25 protein-coding genes are annotated in these 25,224 nt (G+C 63.1%); 12 read left to right on the forward strand and 13 right to left on the reverse strand.

The annotated features are described in order from the left end of the window. Window positions 1-28: 28 nt before the first annotated feature. Window positions 29-637, forward strand: coding sequence for a glutathione S-transferase family protein (locus NKH29_RS16400; protein ID WP_353000134.1), 609 nt, complete (start codon window positions 29-31; stop codon window positions 635-637). An 87-nt stretch (window positions 638-724) separates the two neighbouring features. Here the strand turns inward: NKH29_RS16400 and NKH29_RS16405 are convergent, their stop codons facing one another. From NKH29_RS16405 to NKH29_RS16415, 3 genes are all read right to left on the reverse strand, one after another. Continuing rightward, window positions 725-979 (reverse strand): type II toxin-antitoxin system RelE family toxin, encoded by a 255-nt coding sequence (locus NKH29_RS16405; RefSeq protein WP_352791406.1) that lies wholly within the window; start codon window positions 977-979, stop codon window positions 725-727. Then, entirely contained in the window at window positions 976-1,176 is a 201-nt protein-coding gene (locus tag NKH29_RS16410; RefSeq protein WP_352495012.1) for a hypothetical protein, read from the reverse strand. The genes NKH29_RS16405 and NKH29_RS16410 overlap by 4 nt, the downstream gene beginning before the upstream one ends. Before the next feature lie 277 nt (window positions 1,177-1,453). Next, window positions 1,454-1,666, reverse strand: a complete 213-nt coding sequence (locus NKH29_RS16415; RefSeq protein ID WP_023678332.1) for a cold-shock protein — start codon at window positions 1,664-1,666, stop codon at window positions 1,454-1,456. A 300-nt stretch (window positions 1,667-1,966) separates the two neighbouring features. Here NKH29_RS16415 and NKH29_RS16420 point away from each other — a divergent pair, with 300 nt between their 5' ends. Then, window positions 1,967-2,293, forward strand: coding sequence for a hypothetical protein (locus NKH29_RS16420; RefSeq protein WP_353000135.1), 327 nt, complete (start codon window positions 1,967-1,969; stop codon window positions 2,291-2,293). A gap of 49 nt (window positions 2,294-2,342) precedes the next feature. Here NKH29_RS16420 and NKH29_RS16425 read toward each other — a convergent pair whose 3' ends face one another. Next, a complete protein-coding gene (locus NKH29_RS16425; RefSeq protein ID WP_352846715.1) occupies window positions 2,343-2,915 on the reverse strand; it encodes a methylated-DNA--[protein]-cysteine S-methyltransferase in 573 nt (190 codons plus the stop codon). A 207-nt stretch (window positions 2,916-3,122) separates the two neighbouring features. Between NKH29_RS16425 and NKH29_RS16430 the strand changes: the two genes are divergently transcribed. The 5 genes from NKH29_RS16430 to NKH29_RS16450 all read left to right on the forward strand — a co-directional run bounded on the left by NKH29_RS16430 (window position 3,123) and on the right by NKH29_RS16450 (window position 6,879). Next, on the forward strand, window positions 3,123-3,899 hold the full coding sequence (locus NKH29_RS16430; RefSeq protein ID WP_353000137.1) for a transglycosylase SLT domain-containing protein: 777 nt from the start codon (window positions 3,123-3,125) through the stop codon (window positions 3,897-3,899). Continuing rightward, on the forward strand, window positions 3,892-4,380 hold the full coding sequence (locus NKH29_RS16435; RefSeq protein WP_023719367.1) for a GNAT family N-acetyltransferase: 489 nt from the start codon (window positions 3,892-3,894) through the stop codon (window positions 4,378-4,380). Before NKH29_RS16430 ends, NKH29_RS16435 begins: the two co-directional genes overlap by 8 nt. A 344-nt stretch (window positions 4,381-4,724) precedes the next feature. Next, window positions 4,725-5,108, forward strand: a complete 384-nt coding sequence (locus NKH29_RS16440; RefSeq protein ID WP_023719366.1) for a DUF6152 family protein — start codon at window positions 4,725-4,727, stop codon at window positions 5,106-5,108. After that, window positions 5,109-5,573, forward strand: a complete 465-nt coding sequence (locus NKH29_RS16445) for a hypothetical protein (protein WP_023719365.1) — start codon at window positions 5,109-5,111, stop codon at window positions 5,571-5,573. A gap of 151 nt (window positions 5,574-5,724) precedes the next feature. Continuing rightward, window positions 5,725-6,879, forward strand: coding sequence for a branched-chain amino acid ABC transporter substrate-binding protein (locus tag NKH29_RS16450; RefSeq protein ID WP_051409674.1), 1,155 nt, complete (start codon window positions 5,725-5,727; stop codon window positions 6,877-6,879). Window positions 6,880-6,997: 118 nt separating this feature from the next. Here the strand turns inward: NKH29_RS16450 and carB are convergent, their stop codons facing one another. Together carB and NKH29_RS16460 are read right to left on the reverse strand one after the other, a co-directional pair. After that, entirely contained in the window at window positions 6,998-10,501 is a 3,504-nt protein-coding gene (carB, locus tag NKH29_RS16455) for a carbamoyl-phosphate synthase large subunit (RefSeq protein WP_352546843.1), read from the reverse strand. Between the two features lie 273 nt (window positions 10,502-10,774). Further along, a complete protein-coding gene (locus NKH29_RS16460) occupies window positions 10,775-11,842 on the reverse strand; it encodes an SH3 domain-containing protein (protein WP_348633221.1) in 1,068 nt (355 codons plus the stop codon). Between the two features lie 85 nt (window positions 11,843-11,927). Between NKH29_RS16460 and NKH29_RS16465 the strand changes: the two genes are divergently transcribed. Continuing rightward, window positions 11,928-14,339 carry a DNA/RNA non-specific endonuclease gene (locus NKH29_RS16465; RefSeq protein ID WP_023719362.1) on the forward strand — a complete coding sequence of 804 codons (2,412 nt, stop codon included), beginning with the start codon at window positions 11,928-11,930 and terminating at the stop codon, window positions 14,337-14,339. 80 nt (window positions 14,340-14,419) lie between these two features. Here NKH29_RS16465 and NKH29_RS16470 read toward each other — a convergent pair whose 3' ends face one another. Together NKH29_RS16470 and NKH29_RS16475 are read right to left on the reverse strand one after the other, a co-directional pair. Further along, window positions 14,420-15,166, reverse strand: coding sequence for a metallophosphoesterase family protein (locus NKH29_RS16470; RefSeq protein ID WP_023719361.1), 747 nt, complete (start codon window positions 15,164-15,166; stop codon window positions 14,420-14,422). A gap of 90 nt (window positions 15,167-15,256) precedes the next feature. Then, the gene (locus NKH29_RS16475; protein WP_023719360.1) at window positions 15,257-15,613 is read right to left on the reverse strand and encodes an ArsR/SmtB family transcription factor; all 357 of its coding nucleotides are present in this window, start codon (window positions 15,611-15,613) and stop codon (window positions 15,257-15,259) included. A 182-nt stretch (window positions 15,614-15,795) separates the two neighbouring features. On the opposite strand from NKH29_RS16475, the gene NKH29_RS16480 reads away from it, so the two are divergent. After that, complete coding sequence (locus tag NKH29_RS16480) at window positions 15,796-16,974, forward strand: MFS transporter (protein ID WP_023719359.1); 1,179 nt, start codon at window positions 15,796-15,798, stop codon at window positions 16,972-16,974. A 38-nt stretch (window positions 16,975-17,012) separates the two neighbouring features. Here the strand turns inward: NKH29_RS16480 and NKH29_RS16485 are convergent, their stop codons facing one another. Further along, window positions 17,013-17,471 (reverse strand): MarR family winged helix-turn-helix transcriptional regulator, encoded by a 459-nt coding sequence (locus NKH29_RS16485; RefSeq protein WP_023719358.1) that lies wholly within the window; start codon window positions 17,469-17,471, stop codon window positions 17,013-17,015. Window positions 17,472-17,666: 195 nt separating this feature from the next. Here NKH29_RS16485 and NKH29_RS16490 point away from each other — a divergent pair, with 195 nt between their 5' ends. Beyond that, window positions 17,667-18,458, forward strand: coding sequence for an SDR family NAD(P)-dependent oxidoreductase (locus NKH29_RS16490; protein ID WP_023719357.1), 792 nt, complete (start codon window positions 17,667-17,669; stop codon window positions 18,456-18,458). Between the two features lie 11 nt (window positions 18,459-18,469). Here the strand turns inward: NKH29_RS16490 and NKH29_RS16495 are convergent, their stop codons facing one another. After that, window positions 18,470-19,054 (reverse strand): LysE family translocator, encoded by a 585-nt coding sequence (locus tag NKH29_RS16495; RefSeq protein WP_353000142.1) that lies wholly within the window; start codon window positions 19,052-19,054, stop codon window positions 18,470-18,472. 53 nt (window positions 19,055-19,107) lie between these two features. Here NKH29_RS16495 and NKH29_RS16500 point away from each other — a divergent pair, with 53 nt between their 5' ends. Further along, on the forward strand, window positions 19,108-20,016 hold the full coding sequence (locus tag NKH29_RS16500; protein WP_353000144.1) for a LysR family transcriptional regulator: 909 nt from the start codon (window positions 19,108-19,110) through the stop codon (window positions 20,014-20,016). 55 nt (window positions 20,017-20,071) lie between these two features. On the opposite strand, the gene NKH29_RS16505 is transcribed toward NKH29_RS16500, so the two are convergent. Together NKH29_RS16505 and NKH29_RS16510 are read right to left on the reverse strand one after the other, a co-directional pair. Next, window positions 20,072-20,725, reverse strand: coding sequence for a dihydrofolate reductase family protein (locus tag NKH29_RS16505; protein ID WP_353000145.1), 654 nt, complete (start codon window positions 20,723-20,725; stop codon window positions 20,072-20,074). 151 nt (window positions 20,726-20,876) lie between these two features. Next, window positions 20,877-22,244, reverse strand: a complete 1,368-nt coding sequence (locus NKH29_RS16510; RefSeq protein WP_352483177.1) for an Nramp family divalent metal transporter — start codon at window positions 22,242-22,244, stop codon at window positions 20,877-20,879. A gap of 236 nt (window positions 22,245-22,480) precedes the next feature. On the opposite strand from NKH29_RS16510, the gene mntR reads away from it, so the two are divergent. Beyond that, the gene (gene mntR / locus NKH29_RS16515; protein ID WP_023678308.1) at window positions 22,481-22,936 is read left to right on the forward strand and encodes a manganese-binding transcriptional regulator MntR; all 456 of its coding nucleotides are present in this window, start codon (window positions 22,481-22,483) and stop codon (window positions 22,934-22,936) included. A 34-nt stretch (window positions 22,937-22,970) separates the two neighbouring features. Here mntR and NKH29_RS16520 read toward each other — a convergent pair whose 3' ends face one another. Beyond that, window positions 22,971-25,019, reverse strand: a complete 2,049-nt coding sequence (locus NKH29_RS16520) for a hypothetical protein (protein ID WP_353000147.1) — start codon at window positions 25,017-25,019, stop codon at window positions 22,971-22,973. Window positions 25,020-25,224 lie beyond the last annotated feature (205 nt).

Consider the following 25,224-nt stretch of genomic DNA (forward strand, 5'->3'; position numbering starts at 1 on the left):
GGGTGGTTGCGAGTAAGGTGGAGCACCGATGATACTCTATGGAATGATCGACAGCGGCAATTGCTACAAGCCGCGCCTGTTGATGGCCAAGCTCGGCATCGCTTTCACCAATGTCGAGGTCAGCTCGCACACCGGCGACACGCGCAAGCCCGACTATGTCGCGAAAAACCCGAACGCCATGGTGCCGCTGCTCGAACTCGACGACGGCCGCCGGCTGGCCGAATCCAATGCCATCCTGCTCTACCTCGCCGAAGGCACGCGGTTCCTGCCGGCGGACAGATACGAACGCGCGCTGGCCTATCAGTGGCTGTTCTTCGAGCAATACAGCCACGAGCCTTATATCGCCGTGCGCAGAGCGCTGCTGACCTTCCCTGAAAGAGCCAAGGACGCGTCGCCCGAGCGGCTGGCGCTGACGCTGGAGCGCGGCAACAAGGCGCTCGGCGTCATGGATAAGCACCTGGCCGGGAGCAGCTTCTTCGCCGGCAGTGCGCTCAGCGTCGCCGACATTGCGCTCTATGCCTATACGCATACGGCCGAGACGGGCGGCTTTCAGCTCGACGCCTATCCGGCGGTCGCCGCCTGGCTGCAACGGGTCGAGGCCGACCCGGGGCATGTGCCGCTGGAGTGGCTGCCTTAATTCTGTTCTCACGCTTATCGCCGCTTCGCGGCTCGCTCCGGACGTCGCGCTAGCGGCTTTCGGCCCGTGGCGTGAATGGACGCGCGGCTATTTCAGCAGGCGATCATATTCCGAATGGGTGCCTATCCAGAACCAGACCACGTCATCGTGGTCGCGAACAGCTACGGCGCGGTAATTGACATCAACCCGCGCCGACCAACAGCGCCCGACCTGTTTGAAATGCAACGACGGGTGGAACGGCTCAGAATTCAGTTTGGCGAAACGTCTGTTCGCCTTTGCTTTGATCAACGAGGGCAGTTTTGCGTAAGCCTCCCAAAACGAGGGAGTGGCAAAATGCTTCACAGAGGCCGAGTCCGGCCGGCGCGATGATCAGCCAAGGCCTGCTCGGCAAGCCTGTCCAGCCTGCCGGCCTTGGCATCGCCTTCAAACTGCTGGTCCCACATGTCGGCCTGCAGCGCCTCGAACCATGCGGCGAACGCCTTGAGCTCTTCGGGGCTTAGTTCGGCGACGGATTTCTCAATCTGTTCAAGCTTGCTCATGGGTTGATGGTACCATGACCGGGGTAAAAACACCACAAAGTGGTCCCACAGGACCAAGGCGGTGGTTCATCGGAATCCAGACAGCAAAAAGGCGGGACAAAATCCCGCCTTCCCATGCTTGGTAGCCTGATCGGGAGCGTTTTGGCCGGGCCGGCAGCAATCTGCTGCTTCGACTTGTCGGGGTCTTTCGCTCCGGCGCGCTTCTCGCGCGACCGCCAGTACATCCGTGACTTGCCGCGCGCCCCGGGCTATCGCCCGGCGCGCACCATTCGCAAAATCAGGCTGCCTTGCTCAGAGATCCAGCGGACGACTTGCCAGTGCGGCGGTCCTGCTCGATCTCGAAGTTGATCTTCTGGCCTTCGACCAGGGTCGACAGTCCAGCGCGCTCGACTGCGGAGATGTGAACGAAAACGTCCGCGCCGCCGCTGTCAGGCTGGATGAAGCCGAAACCCTTGGTGGAATTAAACCACTTGACCGTACCTGTTGCCATTTCGATAGTCCTTTACGTTTGCTTTAGTTTGACTGGACCGAAACCCAGCCGGTTTGTATCGAGATTTTGGAGATAGAACGTCAGCAAACGCGAATATCGCGAGGCCCGGATCGATCGGCCGAAATATCAATGGACCGCATATAATATGCTTTCGCGCGAAAAACAAGACGGGGCGGAAAATGGCGCGGCGGCAACGCTGCCCAACGGCCGCCCCAATCGCGTGAGAGCGTCGTCGTTGCGCGCCTGACGCGGGAAGACCGCGCCGGCTTCGGGCGCGACCGGGTTTTGGGGGAGAGGGCCATGAAAATCGTTCTGCTTGCCGCTTGCCTGACGCTGGTGGCCGCCGAGGCGCAGGCGGTCTCGCGCTACGACCCGACGCGCGTGAGCTGCGGCAAGGTGCAGGCGACGATCGCGCGCGAGGGCGCCGTCATCCTGCGTTACAGATCGGCGCGCGTGCCGGGGCTGGCGCTCTACGACCGCTATGTGCGGAGCCAGCAATTCTGCGACATCGGCGAGGTCAGGGCGCGGGCCTCGGTGCCGAGTGCCGACACGAATTCCTGCACCGTCTACAAATGCAAGCGGGTGGAGATCGACCGGCGTTTCCGCCGGCGCCTGCTTCCGGATTAGGGGCGGTTGACGTCCCAGGGGTGCGGGCGTCACCTGAATATCAGCACACCTAGAACCCGAACGACACTTGTGCCGGCGGCGGCGGGCCGACGCGTACGCCTTCCATTGCCAGCATCTTTTCCTTGGTGGCCGAGCCGCCGGGCGCGGAAAATCCGCCGATCTTGCCGCCGGCGGCAAGGATGCGATGGCAAGGGATGACCAGCGGCACCGGGTTGGCGCCGAGTGCGGCGCCCGTCTCACGCGCCAGCCCGGCATGGCCGGCGCGTTTGGCCAGTTCGCCATAGGTGGTGGTTTCGCCGAAGGCGAGCTTTCGTGCCGCGTCATAAATCGCCAGGCGGAACTCGTCGACGCCGCTGAGATCGACCGGCACGCCGGAGAAATCGATATCCTCGCCGGCGGCATAGGCCTTGATCGAGGCGATCAGCTCCGTAACCCATTGCGGCTCGGGCTTGGCTGCCTGGTCGATGTCTGAGGCATGGCGCAGCAACCGGCGCTCCACCGCGTCGCGACTGCGCTGCGGCAGGCAGAGCCGGGTCAGCCCGGCATCGCTCCAGGCGATGCCCATGAAGCCGAGCACGGTTTCGAATACCGCGTGGCCGGCGGTGGCATGAGAGGCGTCCATGGCGTGCTCCTTTCCGGAATCCTTCGAAGTACAAATCCAGAACAATATCGCATTTCCCGGCCCGGCTCGCCACCCGAAAACCACCGCCTACCGCGGATTGCCGGGGGAAAGATGCTGGTGTAAGGACTTCTTAACACCCGACGAACCGGACCCGAGCGCCGCTTGCCAGCAAAATTCCTCTTTCCCGTCCTTGCGGCGGTGTTGGCCGTGGCCGCTCTCAGCGGTTGCACCTCGACTTCGCCGGTGACCTCGGCGCCCGCCTTCACGGAAAACTCTGCCAACACCGATGCCGGCTTCACGCTGGCGCTGCCCGACACGGTTTCGGTCCTGCCGGAACCGTCCGGCCTCACCCAGACGGCAGCGCTGCCGGTCGAGCCGGCCGCCGCCTTTGCCGGGCCGCCGCCGCTGGCGGCTTCTGCGCCAGCCGTCATGACGGCCGATGCCCAGCCAGCCATCGCAACGGCCGCTTTCGCCATGCCGGTCACCGAACAGACCGCCGCCATGCCCGGCGTTCAGCCGGTTTCGTACACCGTGCCGCAGAACCCGGCCGCTCTGGCCGCGACCGACCTGGCAGAGGGCCAGTCGAACGCCGGCGGCCGCAGCGAGATCGAGCGGCTGATCGAGAAATATTCCGCGCTTTACCAGGTGCCGGTCGATCTGGTGCGCAGCGTCGTCAACCGCGAGAGCACCTTCAACCCGAAAGCCTACAATCGCGGCCATTGGGGGCTGATGCAGATCAAGCACGCGACGGCGCGCGGCATGGGCTATAACGGGCCGGCGAGCGGCCTGTTCGACGCCGAGACCAATCTGAAATATGCGGTGAAATATCTGCGCGGCGCCTGGCTGGTCTCAGGCGGCAACCCCAAGCGCGCCGACCGGCTCTACCAGAGCGGCTATTATTACGACGCCAAACGCAGGGGGATGCTGGGCGAAACCGGCCTCGGCAGCGACCGCCTGCGCCGCCGCATGCAGCCCGATGCCTGAGCCGCGTCCGCCGGCGCCAAACGAAATAAGACTGCGCAAGGTCCTCGACGACACGCTTCTGGCGCCGCGCTGGCCAGAAGGTTTTTTCATGCGCGGCTTCGAAGCCGCCGATGCGCTTGCTCTGCATGCGCTGTTGACCGCGGTGTTCGACGACGGAGCCGACGGGCCGTTCGACGAATGGTGGCCGCGCATTTCGGGCGACGCCGAATTCGATCCCGCTTTGTGTTTCCTGGTCATCGACCGCAAGGGCCGGCTGGCGGGCGCGGCACTCTGCTGGACGCGGGCTTTCGTCAAGGACCTTGCCGTCCATCCCGAGGCGCGCGGCAAGGGCATCGCCGAGGCGCTGATGCGGCACGCCTTTGCGGTGTTTCAGGCAAGGGGCGCGGTGCATGTCGACCTCAAGACCAACACGGTCGAGAACGCCGCCGCCGTCAGGCTCTATCAGCGGCTGGGAATGGTCGAGGTGGATTGGGCGGGGTGAGGTTCGGGGCAAGCGCCTCGGTAAGTGCGGCGATGTTCAGCAGAGGCTCCGACGCTCGAAGGTAACGGCATGGATCCTAGGGTCTCCGCGACGTCGCTTCGCTCCTGCTCCGCCCTAGGATGACGAAGGTACAGTGCATAAGGCCAATCGCGGACGTTGGAGATTGGCTGGAACCTCCCCTCGCTTCGTCATCCTAGGGCGGAGCGAACGCGAAGCGGAGCGCAGACCCTAGGATCCATGCCGTTACCATGGCTGTGGAGCGCAGCGCCCCAAAAGGCCCTCATGTGATTTGACGCTGCCGCGCGCTGACCTACCCTCTAATGCCGGAACCGAGGAGACGAGCGATGCAGTCACCTTTCAACCGGAGCGTCGCGCTGGCCGCGGCGGTGATCTTGGCCGCCGCCACCGCAGCCTATGCCCATCATGGCTGGTCGTGGACGCAGGACGGGTTTTTCGAACTCAAGGGCCGGATCACGGCCATCTATATCGGCAATCCGCACGCCACGCTGGATGTCGACGCCGAGGGAGCGGTCTGGCGGGTGGAGATGGCTCCGCCCTCCCGCACCATTGCCGCCGGCTTCACGGAAGGTGTTGCCAAGGTCGGCGACGAGGTGACCGCGATCGGCCACCGCTCGCGCGACGAGAGCGAAAAGCGCATGAAGGCAGTCCGCATCATCGTCGGCGGCAAGACCTATGATGTCTATCCCGACCGCGTGCCGCCGGCCTGAATGGACGGGTTTTTCGCCGGCATCGAGCAACTCGCGCTTGTGCGGGGACTGAAGGCCTCCTTCGTCGCCTACCCCATTGTCAACGCGCTGCACATCATGTCGATCGGCGCGCTGCTGACCAGCGTCTGGCTGATGGACCTCAGGATCCTGGGCGCCTTCCGCTCACTGCCGCAGCCGGCGTTCGTGGCGCTGCTGCGCCGCACCGCATTGGGCGCGTTCGGCGGTGCGCTGGTCACGGGCTCGCTGCTGTTTTCAGTCAGGGCGAGCGAATATGCGGCGATGCCGATCTTCCTCGCCAAGATGACACTCATCCTCCTCGCCGGCGCCAATTTCCTCGTCTTCATGCGCCGCGCAAAAGGCGGTGACGAGCCGGCTGGTGGGGTCGCCATCGTCCTGGCGGCGCTTTCGCTGGTGTTGTGGACGTCCGTGCTGTTTGCGGGGCGGTTTATTGGTTTTCTCGGCTAGTCCAACTGATCGGGGTGGGACAAGCAGGCGGCTGAGCTGTTTTTATTTACGCGCTGGGATCATATGGTGCCTAGAGAAAAGCGGCAATTTCTGCTTGTGTTTCAAGTGAATTCCTCCTCAGATCTCGCCCGGGGATACGGAGGGTGAGTCATTGAGCAAATTGCCGAAGAGATTTGTCCTTTTGCGCTTGCTTGGATTGGCGGTGTTTGCCTTGCTGGCGACAATTGCACCCCGCCTTGCCGTCGCGGAATCATCCGACATCCCTATGGCGGTGGTCGGGCCGATGACCGGAGATTGGGCCGTCTATGGCGAGGAGATGCGGCGTGGTGCCCAACTGGCAGCGGACGATATCAACGGTGAGGGCGGCATCGGTGGGCGGAAGATAACACTCACATTTCTTGATGACGAGGGCAGGCCGGACGCGGCAATTTCCGTCGCTAGGAAGCTGGCAAAAGGCGGTGTTCGCTTCGTCATTGGCCACTACAATTCCGGCGCTTCAATCCCGGCGTCGATCATCTACGCGAAGAACAACACGTTGATGGTGAGTCCGGCATCGACGAATCCTGCACTCACCGACGCCAAGCTATGGAACACCATCCGTACGGCGGGACGAGACGATGTGCAGGGCACATTTGCTGGCGAGTATATGGCAGGACACTTTTCCGCAAGAAATCTGGCGATTGTGAGCGACGGCACACCCTATGGCGATGGCTTAGCCGCAAAAGCGAGAAAGGCATTGTTGGCCAAGCGCCGACCCGAAAAGCTGTTCAGTAGGATTGAGCCTGGACAAGCCAACTTCTCCAGACTCGTCGCCAAGATCGAGGCCGCAAAGATCGGAGCGGTCTTTTTCGCGGGGCTCGCCGATGATTTCGGGCGGCTTATTCGGGAAACCAGCGAGGCCGGATTGAAAGTCCAGTTCATTTCCGGGGACGGGGCTATGGTCAAAGATCTGTCGGCAATAGCGGGGCCGGCAGTTGAAGGCACCCTGATCATGTTTTCATTCGAGGACCGTGATAACCCAGCCGCACAGGACGTCGTCAGGCGCTTTCGATCGCAAGGTTTCGAGCCGGAAGCCTATACGTTGAAGACTTACGCGGCTGTTCAAGTGATCGCCAATGGTATCAAAATGGCTGGAGTCCAGGCACCAAGGGCTGTTGCCGCTTCCATAAGATCAGGCCAGCCGATCCCTACCGTGGTTGGCGATCTGACGTTCGATGCAAAAGGCGATCGGCGTGAGCGTGACGTGAGGATGTATGTTTGGAGGAAGCAAGCCGACCGCCGTTTCATGCTGGATGCGGCGGATTAATCGTTTGTCGGTATCAGCGCTGAGCGGATAGTGGCAGGTTCACAAGCGCCGGCGGGACAGCGCCCCCCTCTGGCCTGCCGGCCATCTCCCCCACAAGGAGGGAGATTGGCTAATCGCCCTAGGCAAAATACTCCTGCAGCGGTCTCACCTCGAGGCTTCCCGCCCGCAGCGCCGCAATCGCCTCAGCCACCGCAGCCGCGCCCGACAGCGTCGTGTAATACGGCACCTTCTGCATCAGCGTGGCGCGGCGGAGCGACTTCGAGTCCGAGACCGCCTTCTGGCCGTCCGTGGTGTTGAAGACGATCTGCACCTGGCGGTTGCGGATGGCGTCCTCGATGTGCGGGCGGCCTTCCAGCACCTTGTTGATTTTCTCGGCGGCGACGCCGTTTTCGGCGAGGAAGCGGGCGGTGCCTGACGTGGCGAGCACCTTGAAGCCCTGGCCGGCAAGGCGCTTGACCGCCGGCAGGATGCCCTTCTTGTCCTCATCGCGCACCGAGACGAACAGCGTGCCCGCGCGGGGGAGATCAACACCCGCGCCGAGCTGGCTCTTGGCGAAGGCAAGCGCGAAATCGCGGTCGAGGCCCATGACCTCGCCGGTCGAGCGCATTTCCGGGCCGAGCAAGATGTCGACGCCGGGGAAGCGGGCGAAGGGGAACACCGCTTCCTTGACCGCGATGTGGCCGGGATTGCGCGGGTCGGGCATGGCGCCGTAATGGGCGAAGGCGTCTTCCAGGCTTTCGCCGGCCATGATGCGGGCGGCAATTTTGGCGATCGGCCGCCCGATGGTCTTGGCGACGAACGGCACGGTGCGCGACGCGCGCGGGTTGACCTCCAGCACATAGACGGTGCCGTCCTTGATCGCATATTGCACGTTCATCAGGCCGCCGACATTGAGCGCGCGGGCAAGGGCTGCCGTCTGGCGCTCGAGCTCGTCGACCAGTTCCGAGGGCAGCGAGTGCACCGGCAGGGAGCAGGCACTGTCGCCGGAATGGATGCCGGCCTCCTCGATGTGCTCCAGGATGCCGGAGACGTAGGTCGACTTGCCGTCGCAGAGGCAATCGACATCGACCTCGATGGCGCCTGACAGATAGGTGTCGAACAGCAGCGGGTTCTTGCCGAGCAGCGTGTTGATCTGGCCGGTCTTGTCGTTGGGGTATTTCTGCTTGATGTCCTCCGGAACTAGGCCGGGCACGGTGTCGAGCAGATAGGATTGCAGCATGCTCTCGTCGTGGATGATCTGCATGGCACGGCCGCCGAGCACATAGGACGGGCGCACCACCAGCGGGAAGCCGAGTTCGCCGGCGACTAGGCGGGCCTGCTCGACCGAGTAGGCGATGCCGTTCTTCGGCTGGCTGAGGCCGAGCTTGTGCAAGAGCTTCTGGAAGCGGTCGCGGTCTTCGGCGAGGTCGATCATGTCGGGCGAAGTGCCGAGGATCGGGATGCCGGCCTTTTCCAGCGCATCCGCCAGCTTCAGCGGCGTCTGGCCGCCGAACTGGACGATGACGCCGACCAGCTCGCCCGACGCCTGTTCGGCGCGCAGGATCTCCAGCACGTCCTCCGGCGTCAGCGGCTCGAAATAGAGCCGGTCGGAGGTGTCGTAGTCGGTCGACACGGTCTCCGGGTTGCAGTTGATCATGATCGCCTCGAAGCCGGCGTCGCGCAGCGCGAAGGCGGCGTGGCAGCAGCAATAGTCGAACTCGATGCCCTGGCCGATGCGGTTGGGGCCGCCGCCGAGGATAACGACCTTTTTGCGCGACGATACCTGAGCCTCGTTGGCGAGCGCGCCGGCGAACGGCACCTCATAGGTCGAGTACATATAGGCGGTGGGCGAAGCGAACTCGGCGGCGCAAGTGTCGATGCGCTTGTAAACCGGATGAACGTCGAGTTTTTCGCGAATTTTTTGGATCTCTTCGACGTCCTTCCTCACCAGGGATGCGAGGCGGGCGTCGGAAAAACCCATCGCCTTCAGCATACGCAGATTGGCGGCGTCCTGCGGGATGCCGTGCTCGCGGATGCGCGCCTCCATGTCGAGGATGCCGGCGATCTGCTCGAGGAACCACGGGTCGATCTTGCACATTGCGTGCACGTCTTCCAGCGAGGTGCCCATGCGGATCGCCTGCGCCACCATGCGCAGCCGGTCGGGCGTTGGCGTGCCCAGAGCGGCGCGGATAGCGTTGCGGTCATCGACATGGCTGGCCGGCGCGTTCCCATGGCCGATGCCGGGGATCTCTATCTCGTCGAGGCCGGTGAGGCCGGTTTCCAGTCCACGCAATGCCTTCTGCAGCGATTCCTGGAAGGTGCGGCCGATGGCCATGACCTCGCCGACCGATTTCATCGAGGTGGTCAGCACCGGCTCGGCGCCGGGAAACTTCTCGAAGGCAAAGCGCGGGATCTTGGTCACGACATAATCGATGCTCGGCTCGAACGAGGCCGGCGTCGCGCCGCCGGTGATGTCGTTCTCCAGCTCGTCCAGCGTGTAGCCGACGGCGAGCTTGGCCGCGATCTTGGCGATCGGGAAGCCGGTCGCCTTGGAGGCCAGCGCAGACGAGCGCGAGACGCGCGGGTTCATCTCGATGACTACCAGGCGGCCGTCGGCCGGGTTGACGGCGAACTGGACGTTGGAGCCGCCGGTCTCGACGCCGATCTCGCGCAGCACCGCGATCGAGGCGTTGCGCATCATCTGGTATTCCTTATCGGTCAGCGTCAGCGCCGGGGCGACGGTGATCGAGTCTCCCGTATGCACGCCCATCGGGTCGATATTCTCGATCGAGCAGACGATGATGCAATTGTCGGCCTTGTCGCGGACGACCTCCATCTCATACTCCTTCCAGCCGAGCACGCTCTCCTCGATCAGCACTTCGGTGGTCGGCGAGGCGTCGAGGCCGGACTGGACGATCTCGTAGAATTCGGCGCGGTTGTAGGCGATGCCGCCGCCGGTGCCGCCCATGGTGAAGGACGGGCGAATGATGGCGGGCAGGCCGACATGGTCGAGCGCTTGTGCTGCAATCGCCATGCCGTGGCTGATGTAGCGCTGCTTGCGGTCGCCTTCGCCGAGATTCCAGCTGGTCTCCAGCGCGTCGAGCGCGGCGTCGAGGTTTTCGGGCTTCTCGGCCTTCAGCGCGGCGCGCTCGGCCTCGTGCGTCTTGCGGTCGGCGTTCTTGACGTCGGTGGCGTTGGCCAGCATCGACTTCGGCGTTTCCAGGCCGATCTTGTTCATCGCCTCGCGAAACAAAGCGCGGTCCTCGGCCTTGTCGATGGCCGTGGCGTCGGCGCCGATCATCTCGACATTATAGCGGTCGAGCACGCCCATGCGGCGCAGCGACAGAGCGGTGTTGAGCGCGGTCTGGCCGCCCATGGTCGGCAGCAGCGCGTCCGGCCGCTCCTTGGCGATGATCTTGGCCACAACTTCCGGCGTGATCGGCTCGATATAGGTGGCGTCGGCCAGCTCCGGATCGGTCATGATGGTGGCCGGATTGGAGTTGACCAGGATGACGCGAAAACCCTCTTCCTTCAGCGCCTTGCAGGCCTGGGTGCCGGAATAGTCGAACTCGCAGGCCTGGCCGATAACGATGGGGCCGGCCCCGATGATCAGGATCGACTTGATGTCGGTGCGTCTTGGCATGTCGAGGGTCCGTTCGGCGGGCGGCTTGCACAAAAAGCCGGACGGGATGACCCGGCCGGTTGTGCTCGCGATTCTGGTATCAGGCTAGGAGGGCCTTATAGGGAAGAGTTTTGCCGGATGTAACCCCCTAAAATGCGAGTAGGGGAGTAGGGGAGTAGGGCAGTAGGGCAGTAGGGCAGTAGGGCAGTAGGGCAGTAGGGCAGTAGGGCAGTAGGGCAGTAGGGCAGTAGGGCAGTAGGTTCGAGCGCCCTTTAAACATATTGCCCTACTGCCCTACTGCCTTATTCCCTTACCACTATCCCCCAACGCCAAAGCATCCGTAATCTCGAAACGCTCGGAAGCACCGATGCGGATCATGTTCAGGCTGCCTTCGCGGGTGAAGCGGAATTCGCCGGGTGCGTCCGCACCGGCCGGCTTGCCGGCCCGGAAGCTGATGATGCGCGTGCCGCCATCGGGCCAGGTCACGGTCACGTCGATTTTGTCGCCGGTGCGCACGACCGCCGCCTTGCAACTGGTCATCGGCTGGCCGAGATAGCGCGCGCAGGGGATGGCGTTGCCGGTCCCAGGGACCGGTGTCCCCGGCGGCTGTAGCCGCGCAACGGTCTGTGCGTCGGGCGGAGGCGCCGCGTTGGCCGCGCCGAAATTCTGGACGGGGTCGGCAGCCGCGGGCGCCGATCCATCAACCTGTCCAGTCGAGGGGTTTCCAGCGGCCAGGGCCAGGCGGTAAGCATCCTCGATCGCCACCCTGCCGATTGCGTCAGCGGAGCTCAGCGCCGTTTCGGGAGCGGTCGCGCCGAGGCGCGTTGTCAGATCGGGTAGCGGTTGGGAGGCAGGGCTCTCCGTATTGGCCGTCGCCTGGGGTGTCACTTGCTGGGGATTGATAGGGTCGAGGTAGCGCGCGGGCGCCCATCCGCTCAGCTTGGGGTCGTCAATGTCTTCAACCTTGCACCACCGATGGCCGCTGACGTCGCCGCAGCCGAGATTTTTGACGCTCGAACCAATCGGCAGCCGCGCCTCGATCTTGCCCATCGCCGATGCCGTGGCGCGCACGTTCAGGAGATCACCCGGAGCGAGACCAGTCACAATCGAGATGATGGGCTCCGGCTCCTGGGCACTGGCCGGCGGGCCCGCCAACATCAGCGGAGCGGCAATCAGCGCAAGCAGCGGGGATCGGAGTGTTATTGTGCGCCTAATCATCTGCCATGGGCGGTAGGTTGCATTGCCGAAGGCGCGGCCAGGCACGGAAACGCCATCGCACGCCAGCCGGTTTTTATAGGCGACGAGGCGGCGCTGCGTAAGCCCGAAAATGAGTAAGGTGCCGCGTGTTGAATCGCGGAGCAAGCCACTTTCGTGAACTAAAAGCCGGCAAAATATTGCACATTTCATGTAAATATGCACTCTCTCAAGTAAGGTTGAGGAGGGCAATATGGTCGACCTTGAAATATTTGCGCAGGTGGAAAACATAGTTCGCCAGCGTATCAAGAAAACGCGCGCGGAAATTGAGGCTTCACTTGGTCACATCGCCAACGGCAATCCGCTGGCCGCCGAACAGACCCTCTCCAGGCGACTCGACAGATTGCAGGTAAAAGCGTCGCTCAGCCGCACCGAAGCGGAGATGATATCGGCAGCAATCGACATGAGGTCTGCCGGGGAGAGAAAGGCCGCCGCCAAACAGCCAGGACCGGAGGCAATTCTCGGCCCAACGCTCGATTTCATCGGTGTCGCATTTCTGGAGCGTGGGCGCCGTGTGGCCGATGCGGTCGGCCGCGTTGCCTTTCTCAACGGCAATCCACAAGGATCGGGTTTTCTGGTCGGGCCAAGGCTGTTCCTCACAAACAACCATGTGATTTCGTCGCCGGCAGATTCCCGGCGCTTCCAGGTCCAGTTCGATTATGAGCAGGACGGTGCGAATGCCGTGCGCACGCCGACGACGTTCCTGCTCGATCCTGAATTCTGTTTCGTGACCGATAGCATAGAGGGTCTGGACTATACGCTGATCGGGGTCGGTGAGCGGCGTTCCGGCCCAAAGGAACTGGAGGAGTTCGGTTTTATCTCGCTGTCGGACGCGCGCGACAAGCATATGCTTGGCGAAATCGCCAACATCGTTCAGCACCCCGATGGCCGCTTCAAGGAACTGGTGCTGCGTGAAAACCGGCTGGTGGCCCGCGACGAAACGGTTCAAGTGCTGCACTATGTTGCCGATACCGAACAGGGTTCCTCCGGTTCACCGGTTTTCAACAATGAATGGGAGCCAATTGCCCTGCACCATTGGGCAGGGCCATTCCACGAGGTGACGGGCATAGGTGGCTATGCGCTGACGCGCGAGATCAACGAAGGCATAAGGATCAGCGCCATCGTTGACGATCTGGGCGCTAGAAAGTCCAGGCTGCCGGGCTCCTCGGCATCGGCGGTTTCGCAAGCTCTGGCGATTTGGGCCGGCACGCCGCGCATGATGGACGAGACAGTTCGGCTGAACGCCGACATTCGCGAAGATGTGCTGGACAAGTCGGTGCAGCGGCCGGAACCGGATGACAATCCACCGGCGACGAGACACAACGCCGATGGCTCGGTCACCTGGACTTTTCCCGTCGAGATAAATGTCCGGGCGCCCTTGATCGACCGCGACGGAGGCGATGCAAGACGAAACGACGGCAAAGGCCCGGCAAGCGAACCCGCGAAGGTGGCCATCGCCGAGGCCGCGGGTTGGAAAACGGAGGATTTCGACGATCGCGGAGGGTATGAACCCGGCTTCATAGCGGGCTTTGTCCTGCCAATGCCGACGGTTGCCAATTCACCCTACCGGTTGGCCAAAAACCTCCTTGCCAAACCGGGCGAGGACCCACACGAATTGCGCTATCATCATTTTTCGATCTTGATGAACGCCGATCGCAGGCTTGCCTTCGTCACAGCCTGCAATATCGATGGATCCCGCACCAAGGCGGTCAATCGTGAGGACAAGACCGTCATCGACAACCCGTCGCTTGTCGAATTGGGGGTAGAGTCGATTTCCGGTTCGGAAGCCAGCGACGCTTTCCGGCCCGACCGTCGCATCGACCCTGGCGAGCAGATGACCCAGGAATTCTATTCGAGCCAGAATGTGCCTGGATTTCCCGTCCCAAAATCCAAGGAACGAATAGCTCGAATGTTCCAGAAGGGCCATATTACGCTTCGCGGCGACCCTGCATGGGGAGTGGATCAGGAGGCGGTCGCGGCAGAACGGGACACGTTCTTCTATCCCAATGCTGCGCCGCAAGTCGGCTTTTTCAATCAGGGAAGCTCGCTTGACCATCCCGGCTCCAAGGGGAAACTGAGATGGCGCGCGGTGGAAACCTATGTGCTGCGCAACGCCTATACGACGCGAGGCCGTGTCACGGTGTTTGCAGGCCCAGTGTTCCGCGAGGACGATCCTCCTTACCGCTTCGACAGCCATATTCCGCTCAAGTTCTGGAAGATCGCGCTGTGGTCCGATCAAACTGGCCTGCGCGCCATCGCGCTGCTGGCGGACCAGAAGCCGGTTTTGGAAGTGATGCCCGAAGCGTTCGGTGGGCGTGCCGAGGCATTCGACGACCCGCTTGAAATTGCCAGGGTATCGGAGTTCCTTTCGACGGTGGCCGAGATTGAAGAACTGACCGGCCTGAACTTTGGCCAGCAGGTGCGCGACGCCGACATTCGGGCCGGATCCGAATCGGCTCCTGCACAGACTTTCAACCCAACGCAACTGGCGCCCAAGACCTCACGGCCAAAGGCTTCATCGGCCAAGACTTCGGCGGCCAAGACTTCGGCGGCCAGAACCCGACGTCCTGCCAGGCGATCGAAGCGATCCGCGTCCGACAAGTGAAGATTGGACCGGTCGCGGCCATCGAGGCTGCTTGCCTGCCGCTCGAAGGCGGTCATCCGTTCAGCCTGGCATGAGCAAGCTCAGCCCGGCATGAAGCCGGTGCGCAGCGCGTGAGCCCATTCGGGCCGTCCAGCCTGCTCGGCCCGACGCGCCGCCCCCTCGTGGTCATAGTCGACGGCGATGGCCTCGAAACGATCGGGATGCAGGTCGATGATGCCGTAGCGGGCGTGCGGCGAGCCTTGTTCGGAGACATGCGCCGGCGGCGTATCGTCGTGATAGGCCGGGCAACCGATGCTGCCTGGATTGAAAATGACCGGACCGCCGGGAATGCGGACCAGCTCGCTACGATGGCTGTGGCCGCAAAGCATGATGCGGCAGGCGGGATCGATCGCGCCGAGTCGCCGTTCGATGGCGGCCAGTGGGGCGCGCACCAGCCGGCCGTCGACTATCGCGTCAGCCAGGTATTTTTCATCGTGGTCGGGCCGGGCATGGAAGGCGAGCACGCCAGGCGCCACCTCCAGCGTGACGGGCAGCGCGAACAGCGCCTCGCGCTGGGCTGCCGTCAGCCGTTCATGCGCGTAGCGGTCGGAAGGCCACATGGTCTCGTCGGCGGTGTCGTAGGCAACGCGGCGGTCGTGGTTGCCGCGCACCGTCGGCAGGTCGAGTGCCTCGAGCCGCTCCATGGTCTCGCGCGGCCACAGCGGGCCGGAAACGCAATCGCCGAGATTGACGATGAGGTCGGCGCCGCCGCGTCGCCGCAGATCATCGAGCACGGCGTCGAGCGCCAGGACATTGCCGTGGATGTCGGCGAGGACGGCGATGCGCATGGCAGGCTCCGTTTGTTGGAATGGCTGGAGGACAATTATCTTCCTCACCTCGCGAAGCGGGCGAGAGCGGAATGCAGCTTCGGGGTCGCTCTAGGCGCGGACTTCGATCTCATGGCCGCCGACCGCCGGCAACGATGCATCGTCGCCGGCCGCGGCAATCACGCTGTCGAGCAGGCCCGGGAAGCGGCGGTCGAGATCGTCACGGCGCAGCGTGATCAGCCGGCTGGTGCCAACCGCCTCGGTGCGGGTAACGCCGGCCTCACGCAGCTTGGCCAAATGGTAGCTCAGATTGGTCTTCGAGCAGAGGTCGAGGAACCGGCTGCAATTCAGCGGCACGCCCTCCTTGCTCGCGAGATAGCGCACGATGGCCAGTCGCGTCGGGTCGCCGAGCACGGCAAGCACGTTCGGCAGGCTGATCTGGTCGGCGGTGGGATGGGGCAAGGTCATGACCAGGAATTAAGCACATTCGGGGCCGATTTCAACGCATCTGATCCTTCGCGGTTCTGGTGGTATTCGGGCCTGTCCTGACACAGGGCTGTCAGTAGGGTTCGATTAGTCTGCACAAGCTCATTGACATCATGCCCTGTTATGTCCAATTGTTCAATAACCTTTGAACTAAGGAAATTGCCATGGATAAGCGCCTCATCTGGCTTGCGCTCGGATCATTCACGATTTCGACCGAAGGTTTCGTCATCTCCAGCCTTTTGCCCGACATTGCAAAGGATGCCGCCATCTCCGTTCCGCTCGCCGGCACGCTGATCACGGCGTTTGCGCTCGCCTATGCGATCGGCACGCCGATCCTGGCAACGCTGACTGGCGAATGGGACCGGCGCCGCGTCATCCTGTGGACGCTGGTGTTCTTCGTGTTGGGCAACGTCGCCGCGGCGCTGAGTTCCTCCTTCGAATTGCTGTTGATCGCGCGCATCGTCATGGCGCTGTCGTCAGGCCTGTTCGCGGCGACCGCGCAGGGAACGGCCGTTGCGCTTGTCGACGATCATCACCGCGCCCGCGCCATTGCCGTGGTCGTCGGCGGCACCACGGTTGCGGTGGCGGTCGGCGCGCCGCTTGGCGCGCTTGTTGCGACGGTTGCCGGCTGGCGCGGCACCTTCTTTGCCATTGCCGGCCTTGGCGCGCTCGCCGGCGCGATCCTGTGGTACCGGCTGCCGCGCGGCATCGTCGGCACCAGGCTACCGCTCCGGATGCGGCTGGCAGCGGCACTCCGCCCCGGCGTCATGCCCATCCTGGTGACGACGATCCTGGCACTGATCGGCGCCTTCACTGTCTTTGCCTTTGTCGCGCCGCTCGCCATCGAAGGCGGCGGCCTGAGCCCGATCGCGCTACCCGGAATGCTGCTCGCCTTCGGCGTTGGCGCGGTCATCGGCAATATCGGCGGTGGGCAGGCCGCCGACCGTTTCGGCGCGACGCGCACCGTCTGCTGGTCACTGGCGCTGAGTGCCGCCATGCTGGTCACGTTTTCGCTGATCCCGACATTCCTGCCGCGCGAGATCGCCGGGCCGGCACTGATGGCCATGATGGTGCCGTGGGGCATCGTCGGCTGGGCATTCCCGCCGGCGCAAGCCAGCCGCATCATCAAGCTGGCGCCCGATGCCGCGCCCATCGTGCTGTCGCTGAACGCTTCGGCACTCTATCTCGGCGTCGCACTGGGTGCCGTGGTTGGCGCCGCGGTGCTGCGCTATGGCGCACCGGCCGACCTCGGCGTGGTCGCGGCGGCATTCCCGATCATTGGTTTGGGCGTGATGCTGGCGGGACACCTGGCCGCACGTCCGGTGGCGATGCCGGCCGAATAAGGCTTGTTAGCAAAGCTTGGCTGCCGGCCGCCGATAATTCAACTCGCGGCCGGCCCTGCGTCAAAATCCAACGCGGCGATTTCGTCCAGCGCCGCTCGCAGGCTTGCCGCCTGCTCTTTTCCAAACATCTCCTCGAAGCGCTGCTGGGCGACTTGCCACAGCTTCAGAGCTTCTTCGAGCTTGGTCCGGCCCTGCGGTGTCAGCCTGACGCGCCTGATGCGGCGGTCGGCAGGGTCGGCGAAGGCCTCGACATAACCGTCCCGGATCAGCGGCTTCAGCGTATGACCGAGGGCCGACAGGTCCATGACGAGGGCCGCGGCAATGGCACCCATCGTCGGTTCATTGCCGACGTGGATTTGATAGAGCAGGCCCTGCTGCGTGGCCTTAATGCCCGAGGGTGCGAGCACATCGTCATAGAACTGGCCGAGTTTCCGCGTCGCGCGGCGCAGCATGGCGTTGTTGCAAAACACCAGGCCGGGCAGGGTGGTTCGGGACATTGGCGGATTTCCGATGAGGGGACCGGAAGGGACCCTTGATGCGAACCAGAAATAGTCCTTACTCCGCGGATTGACAAGATGGTGGCATATGCCTACGTACGAATAGTGGCATATGCCTTTAATTAGCCTGCCGGTCGAAGCAAGGGTGTTGCCCTGCGGCACCGGCATTGGAATCGAACCAGAAGGAACAAGACAATGAGCGAACAGAACAAAGGCACGGCGGTCGTCACCGGTGCCTCGTCGGGCATCGGCGCGATCTATGCGGACCGGCTCGCCGGCCAAGGTTACGATCTGGTGCTGGTGGCGCGGCGCGCCGACCGGTTGGAGGAATTGGCGGAGAGGCTCCGCTACGCGTATGGCATCAAGGTCAGCGTCATCAGCGCCGACTTGGCCGACGACGCCGATCTGCGACGGGTCGAACAGGCGATATCAACCGACGACAGCGTGACGCTGCTGGTCAACAATGCCGGCCTTGGCGGCGCGCAGGTGGTGGCAACGGCCGACGCCGATGTCGCCGAGCGCATGATCAAGGTCAATGTGGTGGCGCTGACCCGGCTGACGCGCGCGGTGCTGCCGGGACTATTGGCGCGCAACCGCGGCGCCATCGTCAACATCGCCTCGGTGCTGGCCTTCGACACCTCGTTCGGCGGCATCTATAGCGGCACCAAGGCCTATGTCGTCAACTTCACCGAGGCCCTGCAGCGGGAAGTCGCCGACAGCAGTGTAGCCGTACAGGTCGTGCTGCCGGGGGCTACGCGGACCGAGTTCTGGGAAGTCGCCGGAAGCGATATTGCCAATGTGCCCCAAGAGATTGTCATGACTGCGGACGATCTGGTCGATGCCGCGCTTGCCGGCCTGGCCAAGGGTGAAGCGTTCACGGCACCGGGTCTTGCCGATGTTGCCGGGGTGGATGCCTTTCTTGGCGTCCGACAAGGCTTCTTCGGTAGCCTGCTGGCCGGCAAGCCGGCGGCACGCTACGCTGCCTGAAATAACTGGTCTTACGCTGTCCGCCACATCGGAATGATCGAGGCGGCCAGCAGCAAGCCAAGCACGGCGTTGAGGATGCGCCACTGCCGCTCGGTTCGCAGCAACCGGGCGAGCAGCGTGCCCGCCACGCACCACGCCGCCAGCGATAGCGCCGCGGCAAGGCCGAAGACCGTGCCGAGCAGCAAGGCGAGCTGCAGTGGCCCGCTGGCGAGCGCGGCAAAAGATGCCGCCGCTCCCAGCCCCATGGCCCAGCCCTTTGGGTTCATCCATTGCAGGCCGGCGCCGCCCAAAAAGCTGTTCGGCTTTGCCATGGTCACGTCCAGATTGGGCGGGCCGCTGCGGCCGATCTTGAGGGCAAGCCATACCAGATAGAGGGTACCGGCTATTTTCATTGCCAGTTGCAAAGAAGGGGCGGCGGCCAGCAGACCGGCGAGCCCGGCAGCACCTGCCGCAGCCACCGTGGCCCCGGCCATCAGCGGTATAGAGCGGCGAAAGCCGAATTGCGCGCCGGACGCCGTCGACAAAGTCGTGGCCATGCCGGGTGTTGAGGTTGAGACCAGTGCAAACAGGACGAGGGGAAGGACGGTTTCAAACATGCTGCTTCCTTTGAAGCCTGCACGGTAGGCTGTTTGGCTCATCAGTAAATGCAATGTTTGCGATGACGCGCATTAGCAAATATAATGGCCAGATGCTCCGCAACCTCGATACTGCTCTGGTTCGAACCTTCGTCACCGTTGCCGACAAGGCAAGCATGACGGCGGCGGCCAACGCGCTGCATTTGACGCAAGGTGCCGTCAGCCAGCAGATCAAGCGTTTGGAAGAGGTTCTCGGCTGCAGCCTGTTCGAGCGCGACCGGCGTGGATTGCGGTTGACCCGATCCGGCGAGCGATTATTCGGCAAGGGCAAGCGCCTGCTTTCCCTCAATGACGAGATCCTGGCGGAGATAGCGGGCGATGCGGTTGCCGGTCAGGTGCGGCTTGGCGTGCCGTATGACCTTGTCGGCACCTTGCTTGCGCCGGTGCTCAAGGCCTATGCCGAGGCGTATCCGCAGGTCGAGATTTCGCTGATCTGTGCTTCGTCGCCGGAGTTGGCTGCGGCCTTGGCGGCCGGCACGATAGAGCTCGCGGTGATCGAGGAGCCGATCGGTCGGTCGGCCGGCGAATGCCTTGTTGTCGACCGGCTAGTTTGGGTCGGCGCCAAAGGCGGCGGGGCTCGCAGCAAGCGCCCCTTGCCGGTTTCGATGGTGGCCGAGACCTGCGCGTTCCGCCCGGTGGTGCTGGAGGCGCTTAACGAGCACGGCCTGGAATGGCGCACCGTATTCGAAAACGGCAGCATCGACGCGACGACGGCGACGGTGCGTTCGGACTTGGCCGTCACCACCTGGTTGGCGTCGACCGTGCCTGCCGACCTCGATATTTTGGCCAACGATCCGGAACTGCCGTCGCTGCCGAATTTTTCGATCAATCTGCATTTGCCGAAGCACGGCCTTGCGCCGGCTGCACTGGCGTTCGCGGGCCACCTCCGCGATGGGTTGGCACGGCGACGGGAGGCGGCTTAGAAAACAGCAAAAAGGACGGCCAGTGTTCAGCCGTCCTTGATCGCCTCGGCAGCCTCTATTTCCAGTTCTTGCGCCGCTCGATCTCGGCTTCGGACGGCTGCTCCGTGGCAAAGGACCCGGTCTTGATCTCGCCGGAGCGTTCATAGCTCGCCATGATGACACCGGTGGTCGATGCCTGCGAGCGGGTCAGCTTGAAGGCGGCAGGTATTGTGCCGCTGCCGAACAGTTTTTTGCCCTTGCCCAGCACCAGCGGGAAAATCAGCAGGCTGATCTCGTCGATCAGGTCATTGGCGAGCAAGGTCTGGATCAGCTCGCTCGATCCCTGAATGAGCAGGTCCGGGCCGTCCTCCTGCTTCATCCGGCGCAATGTCGCCACGACGTCGCTGCCGAGCGGCTGGCTGTTTTGCCAGGACAGCGTATCTGGCCTGTGCGTCGCCACATATTTGGTGACGGCGTTGAAGCTGTCGGCGATCGGGTCATTCTTCTGATAAGGCCAGTGGGCGGCGAAGATGTCGTAGGTTTTGCGGCCGAGAAGCAGCGCGAACGGTTTTGAAAACCTCTCGCCCATGGCGGCGCCCATCACATCGTCCCAGTAGTGGAACGTCCAGCCGCCGAATTTGAAGCCGCCGACCGGGTCCTCTTGCGGGCCGCCGGGCGCTTGCATGACGCCGTCGAGGCTGACGAATGTTGCGGCGATGATCTTCCTCATTGGAGCTCCCTTTCCCTGATCCGTGCCGTCATGGCCGGACTTCGAGCCAAGGACGGGCGAACGGACATTTGTCCGACAGCGGCCGGCAAATTTCCAGGGCTGGAAGGGCGGATGACTGCCGACCTTAGTTGCGTCAGTTTGGAGCAGACGCTCAGCCCAGACCGACGACCGTATCGTAGAGCAGCTTGAAGTTGAGCACCAGGATGAGGGCGGCAACCACCCAGGCCAGCACGGCGACGGCGCGGGAAATGGCGAAATTGCCCATTTTGCGCTTGTCCGAGACGAACTGCACCAGCGGGACGACCGCGAAGGGAAGCTGCATCGACAGGATCACCTGGCTGAAGACCAGCAACTGGCCGGTGCCCTTCTCGCCATAGAGGGCGGTGACGACCACCACCGGGATGATGGCGATGCCGCGCGTCAGCAGGCGGCGCGCCCATTGCGGGATGCGCAGCCGCAAGAAGCCTTCCATCACGATCTGGCCGGCCAGCGTCGCCGTCACCGTCGAGTTCAGGCCGGAGGCAAGCAGCGCCACGGCAAACAGAATGGAAGCAATGCCGAGGCCGAGTAGCGGCGACAGCAGCTCGAAGGCCTGGCCGATCTCGGCGACGTCATGATGACCGGTGCCGTGGAACGCCACCGCCGACACGATCAGGATGGAAGCATTGACGAACAGCGCCAGTATCAGCGCGATGGTCGAGTCGGTCGTCGCCCATTTGATGGCGTCGCGCTTGCCGCGATCGGTGCGCTCGTAGGCGCGGGTCTGCACGATCGAGGAGTGCAAATAGAGATTGTGCGGCATCACCGTGGCGCCGATGATGCCGATGGCAATGTAAAGCATCGCCGGATTGGTGACGATCTCGGACGACGGCACGAACATGGCGTGCAGGATGGAGCCGACCGGCGGCGCGGCGGCAAAGATCTGAATGGCGAAGCAGCCGAAGATGATAATCAAAAGCGCTATGATGAAGGCCTCGAGGAAACGGAAGCCCTTGTTCATCAGCAACAACAGCAGGAAGGCATCGAGCGCGGTGATGATGGCGCCGCCGATCAGCGGAATCCCGAACAGCAGTTGCAAGGCGATCGCCGTGCCAATGACCTCGGCCAGGTCGCACGCTATGATGGCCAGTTCGCAAGCGACCCACAGCATGAAATTGACCGGCCGCGGGTAATAGGCGCGGCACGCCTGCGCAAGGTCACGGCCGGTGGCGATGCCGAGCCGGGCGGCGAGCGCCTGCAGCAGGATCGCCATCAGGTTCGACAACATGATAATGAATAGCAGCGTGTAACCGAACTGGGCACCGCCGGCGAGGTCGGTCGCCCAATTGCCCGGATCCATGTAGCCGACCGAAACCATGTAGCCCGGCCCCACGAAGGCGAACAGCCGGCGAAGCCAGATCCCCGAGTGCGGCACCGCGATCGTTGCGTTGACTTCGCGAAGGCTGGGCTGCTCGTCGTCTTCCGGGCGGGCAAATCGCCACATGGATCGGGGGGCTGAGGTGGCTTCGGCTTCCGACATGAAATGGCTTTCCACTGGAACGATCGATGTTGTCTCCTTATCTATGCCACGGCTGAACATTATGCAATATGCTATATTTCATTGTTCATGCTTTTTCGTGTGCCCACTTGACGGTGCGACCGGAACGGCAGTGAACGCCGGTTGCGCCGGCCACCGAATGGAAATAAACGGCCAGAACCAATAGGGTTCCGTGTTATGACTGCAATGCCGATTCAAACTGCCGGGAGGAGCGCGTATTGGCGCTGAAGAAAAGACCGGTTCCTCGCGAAAAGCCGCTGCCTGACGCAGAAATCCACTCGGAAGGGTTCCGGCAGACGCGTGAAGCGCGCCGCAGCGCGCTGGTCGAGGATTATGTCGAGCTCATCGCCGACCTGATCGAGGACGGCAACGAGGCGCGCCAGGTCGACATCGCGGCACGGCTCGGCGTCGCCCAGCCGACGGTGGCGAAAATGCTGACGCGGCTGTGCGCAGACGGGCTGGTCTCCCGGAAACCCTATCGCGGCGTGTTCCTGACCGATGCCGGGCGGAAGGTTGCGGAAGAGAGCCGCATTCGCCACCAGACGGTCGAGGCTTTCCTGCGCTCGCTCGGCGTCAGCGCCGAGACGGCGCGCATCGACGCCGAAGGCATCGAGCACCATGTCAGCGCCGAGACGCTCGAAGCCTTTCGCAAGGCAATAATCGCCGCCCGCTGATTGATCGAAGCGATATGCAGTGCGACTGACCTGCTCACTCGTTCGTATCCTGCACCCAGTTGCGCGGGTGACCATCGACGCGAAACTGGAAGATGAAATAGGGTGGGATGCAAGTGCCCTTGCCGGGCTTTGCTTCCGGCAGATCGTCAAAACCGGCGGTGCAGATATAGTCCTCGCGGCAGGGATGGGCCTTGTCGCAAGCACGCAGGCCAGCGGTCTTGGTGAATTCCCTGGTGCAGAATTCGTGGTCCTTGCCGGAGCCTATGCAGTCGTTGAAGCCGGTCTTGGCGAGGCGGCCGCAGCTTGCCTCGTCGGGCAGCTTTTCGCAGGTCGCCTTGCGCAGCATGCCGCCGGGAAAGCCGCCAGTCTTCTGCTCGGGATTATCGTAACGCTGGCGCGCCGCGCCATAGCCGGCGAGCTTTATCGGCGGTTTTCTGTCCCTGGCCGGGTCGATGGCGCAGGCCTTCGCGGTTGCCGGTGACAGACGGCAATATTGGTCGTTGCCCCATTTCGACATCCTGATCTCGCCGAACTCCACCGGATCGCCGACTGCGGTGCCGGCCTCGCTGACGCAGGTACCAAAGCCCGGATGGATGGCGCTCTCGTGGACCCCGGCGCAACGCAGGCCTTCGTCGCAGGTCCAGTCCACGAAACTTGGGTCGGCGCCGCGATAGCAGATCGAGCCCCATCCATTGTAGAGATCGGTGCCTTTCAGCGCTTCGGCGTATTTTGCCTCCGGACGGCCGGCAAAGCCGCGGCTGAAATCCGGGTGTCTGCCAGCGGCGAACGACTCGACAATGGCGCGGCGGCGCGGCAGGTCGGCAAAAAACACAGCCGAGCCCGGCACGAACACCGCGTTGCGGCGCGGTTCGCTGGCCGGGTCGGCGCCGGTGTAATGGAACCCGGCGATGCCGTGCGTCTGGTGACAGCCGGTGCAGGTCATCTCGTTGAGGCGCAGATTGAAGCCGGCCACCGATTTGACGGTGCGAAGCGTATTGCCCTTTGCGACATAGTCCTTGAGCGCTTTGTCGATAGCATCGTCGTCGAGCAGCCCAAAAGCCAAATTGTTTTGCGACCGGCTCATACCGCCGGGTGCCACCGAAACCGCGGTGGTCGCGAGGAATTTTTCGTCGATCACCAGGCGGCCACGGTCGAGATCATAGATGTTGCGATCGGTGAGCAGCCATCTTTCGAAGGTTTGCCTGTCGGCCAGCACCAGCTTGCGGTCGATCTGGTTCTCCATTTTCGCTTCCTGGAAAATGGCTTTGGCCGGGTCCCACTTGAATATCTTCAACAGATACTCAGCGTGGCCGCCGAAATCGCGCCGGCTCGAAGCCGATAGGCGCACGACCTGCATGTTGAGCTCGAGCCGCATGATCTGCGAAGAATTCAACATCGCGCTGGAAAGCGGGCCTTCTTCCGAGCGCAGCCAGGCCGCCAGTTGATCCGGCTCCAGATTCTTCTGCCCGGCGACAAGCCAGCGCTTCGCCACGTCCGCGCAGGAACCGTTAGCCGAGCGCGGACGGTCCTTCGAGGCGCGAATCTGTGCCGAAGCCGGTATGGCGTTGAAGACCAGGCTCAGGGTCAGCGGCAGGCGCGACGAGATGCGTTGCCCAGGCTTCTCCTCGACCGAATAGTGGAAGCGGTAGATCAGCCTGATCTCGCCGCATTCGGTGTGGCCGAGATAGCCGCGATCCATGCGATTGACGATGCCGGTCAGGTCCAGCGTCGAACCGTCGTCGTCGATGTATTTCGGATTGAACTTCTGGGTGATGTCTTTCGAGTTTGCCAGAGCGGTTACATAGGAGTCGGGGCTGTTCCTTGGTTCGTCTACGATCTGCTGTTTGACGGCGTTGCGGACCGGGCTCAGCGCGCGCACCGAAAACAGCCCGCGATTGTCGACGTCGCGTGTCAGTCCGAGCGCTGGCCCAAGCAGACGGCTGATCGATAGCCCGCCGCGCTCGAGCGCCTGCAAGGTCTCGGGATCGGTGATTGCGACACTGGAATCGAGACTGACGGCGCTGGCCGGCACGGGGCCTAGGCAAGACAATGCCGCAAACAGCAACAGAACCCGCCCGATCATCCGCAAGCGCCCCCTCGCTTCCACAGCCACGGTGGATGCTACAGACCTTGCGACGTCTAAGCCAGAGCAGACCCGCGTCAGCCGGCATTGCTTATTAGCGCGAAAAATACTGTGACTTGGCGTAACCATTGGGATAATTGTTTGCTGGGTTGGAACCGGCCAGGACATCGGCGGGTTGATTGCAAACATGCATCACGGGGGTTGC

The organism is Mesorhizobium sp. M1295 (assembly GCF_040318135.1).
GTDB lineage: Bacteria > Pseudomonadota > Alphaproteobacteria > Rhizobiales > Rhizobiaceae > Mesorhizobium.

Excerpts from the sequence above, each read along its gene's own strand:
- NKH29_RS16400 (WP_353000134.1), top strand. The coding sequence starts at position 29 with ATGATACTCTATGGAATGATCGACAGCGGCAATTGCTACAAGCCGCGC.
- NKH29_RS16410 (WP_352495012.1), bottom strand. The coding sequence starts at position 1,176 with ATGAGCAAGCTTGAACAGATTGAGAAATCCGTCGCCGAACTAAGCCCC.
- NKH29_RS16415 (WP_023678332.1), bottom strand. The coding sequence starts at position 1,666 with ATGGCAACAGGTACGGTCAAGTGGTTTAATTCCACCAAGGGTTTCGGC.
- NKH29_RS16420 (WP_353000135.1), top strand. The coding sequence starts at position 1,967 with ATGAAAATCGTTCTGCTTGCCGCTTGCCTGACGCTGGTGGCCGCCGAG.
- NKH29_RS16425 (WP_352846715.1), bottom strand. The coding sequence starts at position 2,915 with ATGGACGCCTCTCATGCCACCGCCGGCCACGCGGTATTCGAAACCGTG.
- NKH29_RS16435 (WP_023719367.1), top strand. The coding sequence starts at position 3,892 with ATGCCTGAGCCGCGTCCGCCGGCGCCAAACGAAATAAGACTGCGCAAG.
- NKH29_RS16440 (WP_023719366.1), top strand. The coding sequence starts at position 4,725 with ATGCAGTCACCTTTCAACCGGAGCGTCGCGCTGGCCGCGGCGGTGATC.
- NKH29_RS16445 (WP_023719365.1), top strand. The coding sequence starts at position 5,109 with ATGGACGGGTTTTTCGCCGGCATCGAGCAACTCGCGCTTGTGCGGGGA.
- carB (WP_352546843.1), bottom strand. The coding sequence starts at position 10,501 with ATGCCAAGACGCACCGACATCAAGTCGATCCTGATCATCGGGGCCGGC.
- NKH29_RS16465 (WP_023719362.1), top strand. The coding sequence starts at position 11,928 with ATGGTCGACCTTGAAATATTTGCGCAGGTGGAAAACATAGTTCGCCAG.
- NKH29_RS16470 (WP_023719361.1), bottom strand. The coding sequence starts at position 15,166 with ATGCGCATCGCCGTCCTCGCCGACATCCACGGCAATGTCCTGGCGCTC.
- NKH29_RS16475 (WP_023719360.1), bottom strand. The coding sequence starts at position 15,613 with ATGACCTTGCCCCATCCCACCGCCGACCAGATCAGCCTGCCGAACGTG.
- NKH29_RS16480 (WP_023719359.1), top strand. The coding sequence starts at position 15,796 with ATGGATAAGCGCCTCATCTGGCTTGCGCTCGGATCATTCACGATTTCG.
- NKH29_RS16485 (WP_023719358.1), bottom strand. The coding sequence starts at position 17,471 with ATGTCCCGAACCACCCTGCCCGGCCTGGTGTTTTGCAACAACGCCATG.
- NKH29_RS16490 (WP_023719357.1), top strand. The coding sequence starts at position 17,667 with ATGAGCGAACAGAACAAAGGCACGGCGGTCGTCACCGGTGCCTCGTCG.
- NKH29_RS16495 (WP_353000142.1), bottom strand. The coding sequence starts at position 19,054 with ATGTTTGAAACCGTCCTTCCCCTCGTCCTGTTTGCACTGGTCTCAACC.
- NKH29_RS16500 (WP_353000144.1), top strand. The coding sequence starts at position 19,108 with ATGTTTGCGATGACGCGCATTAGCAAATATAATGGCCAGATGCTCCGC.
- NKH29_RS16505 (WP_353000145.1), bottom strand. The coding sequence starts at position 20,725 with ATGAGGAAGATCATCGCCGCAACATTCGTCAGCCTCGACGGCGTCATG.
- NKH29_RS16510 (WP_352483177.1), bottom strand. The coding sequence starts at position 22,244 with ATGTCGGAAGCCGAAGCCACCTCAGCCCCCCGATCCATGTGGCGATTT.
- NKH29_RS16520 (WP_353000147.1), bottom strand. The coding sequence starts at position 25,019 with ATGATCGGGCGGGTTCTGTTGCTGTTTGCGGCATTGTCTTGCCTAGGC.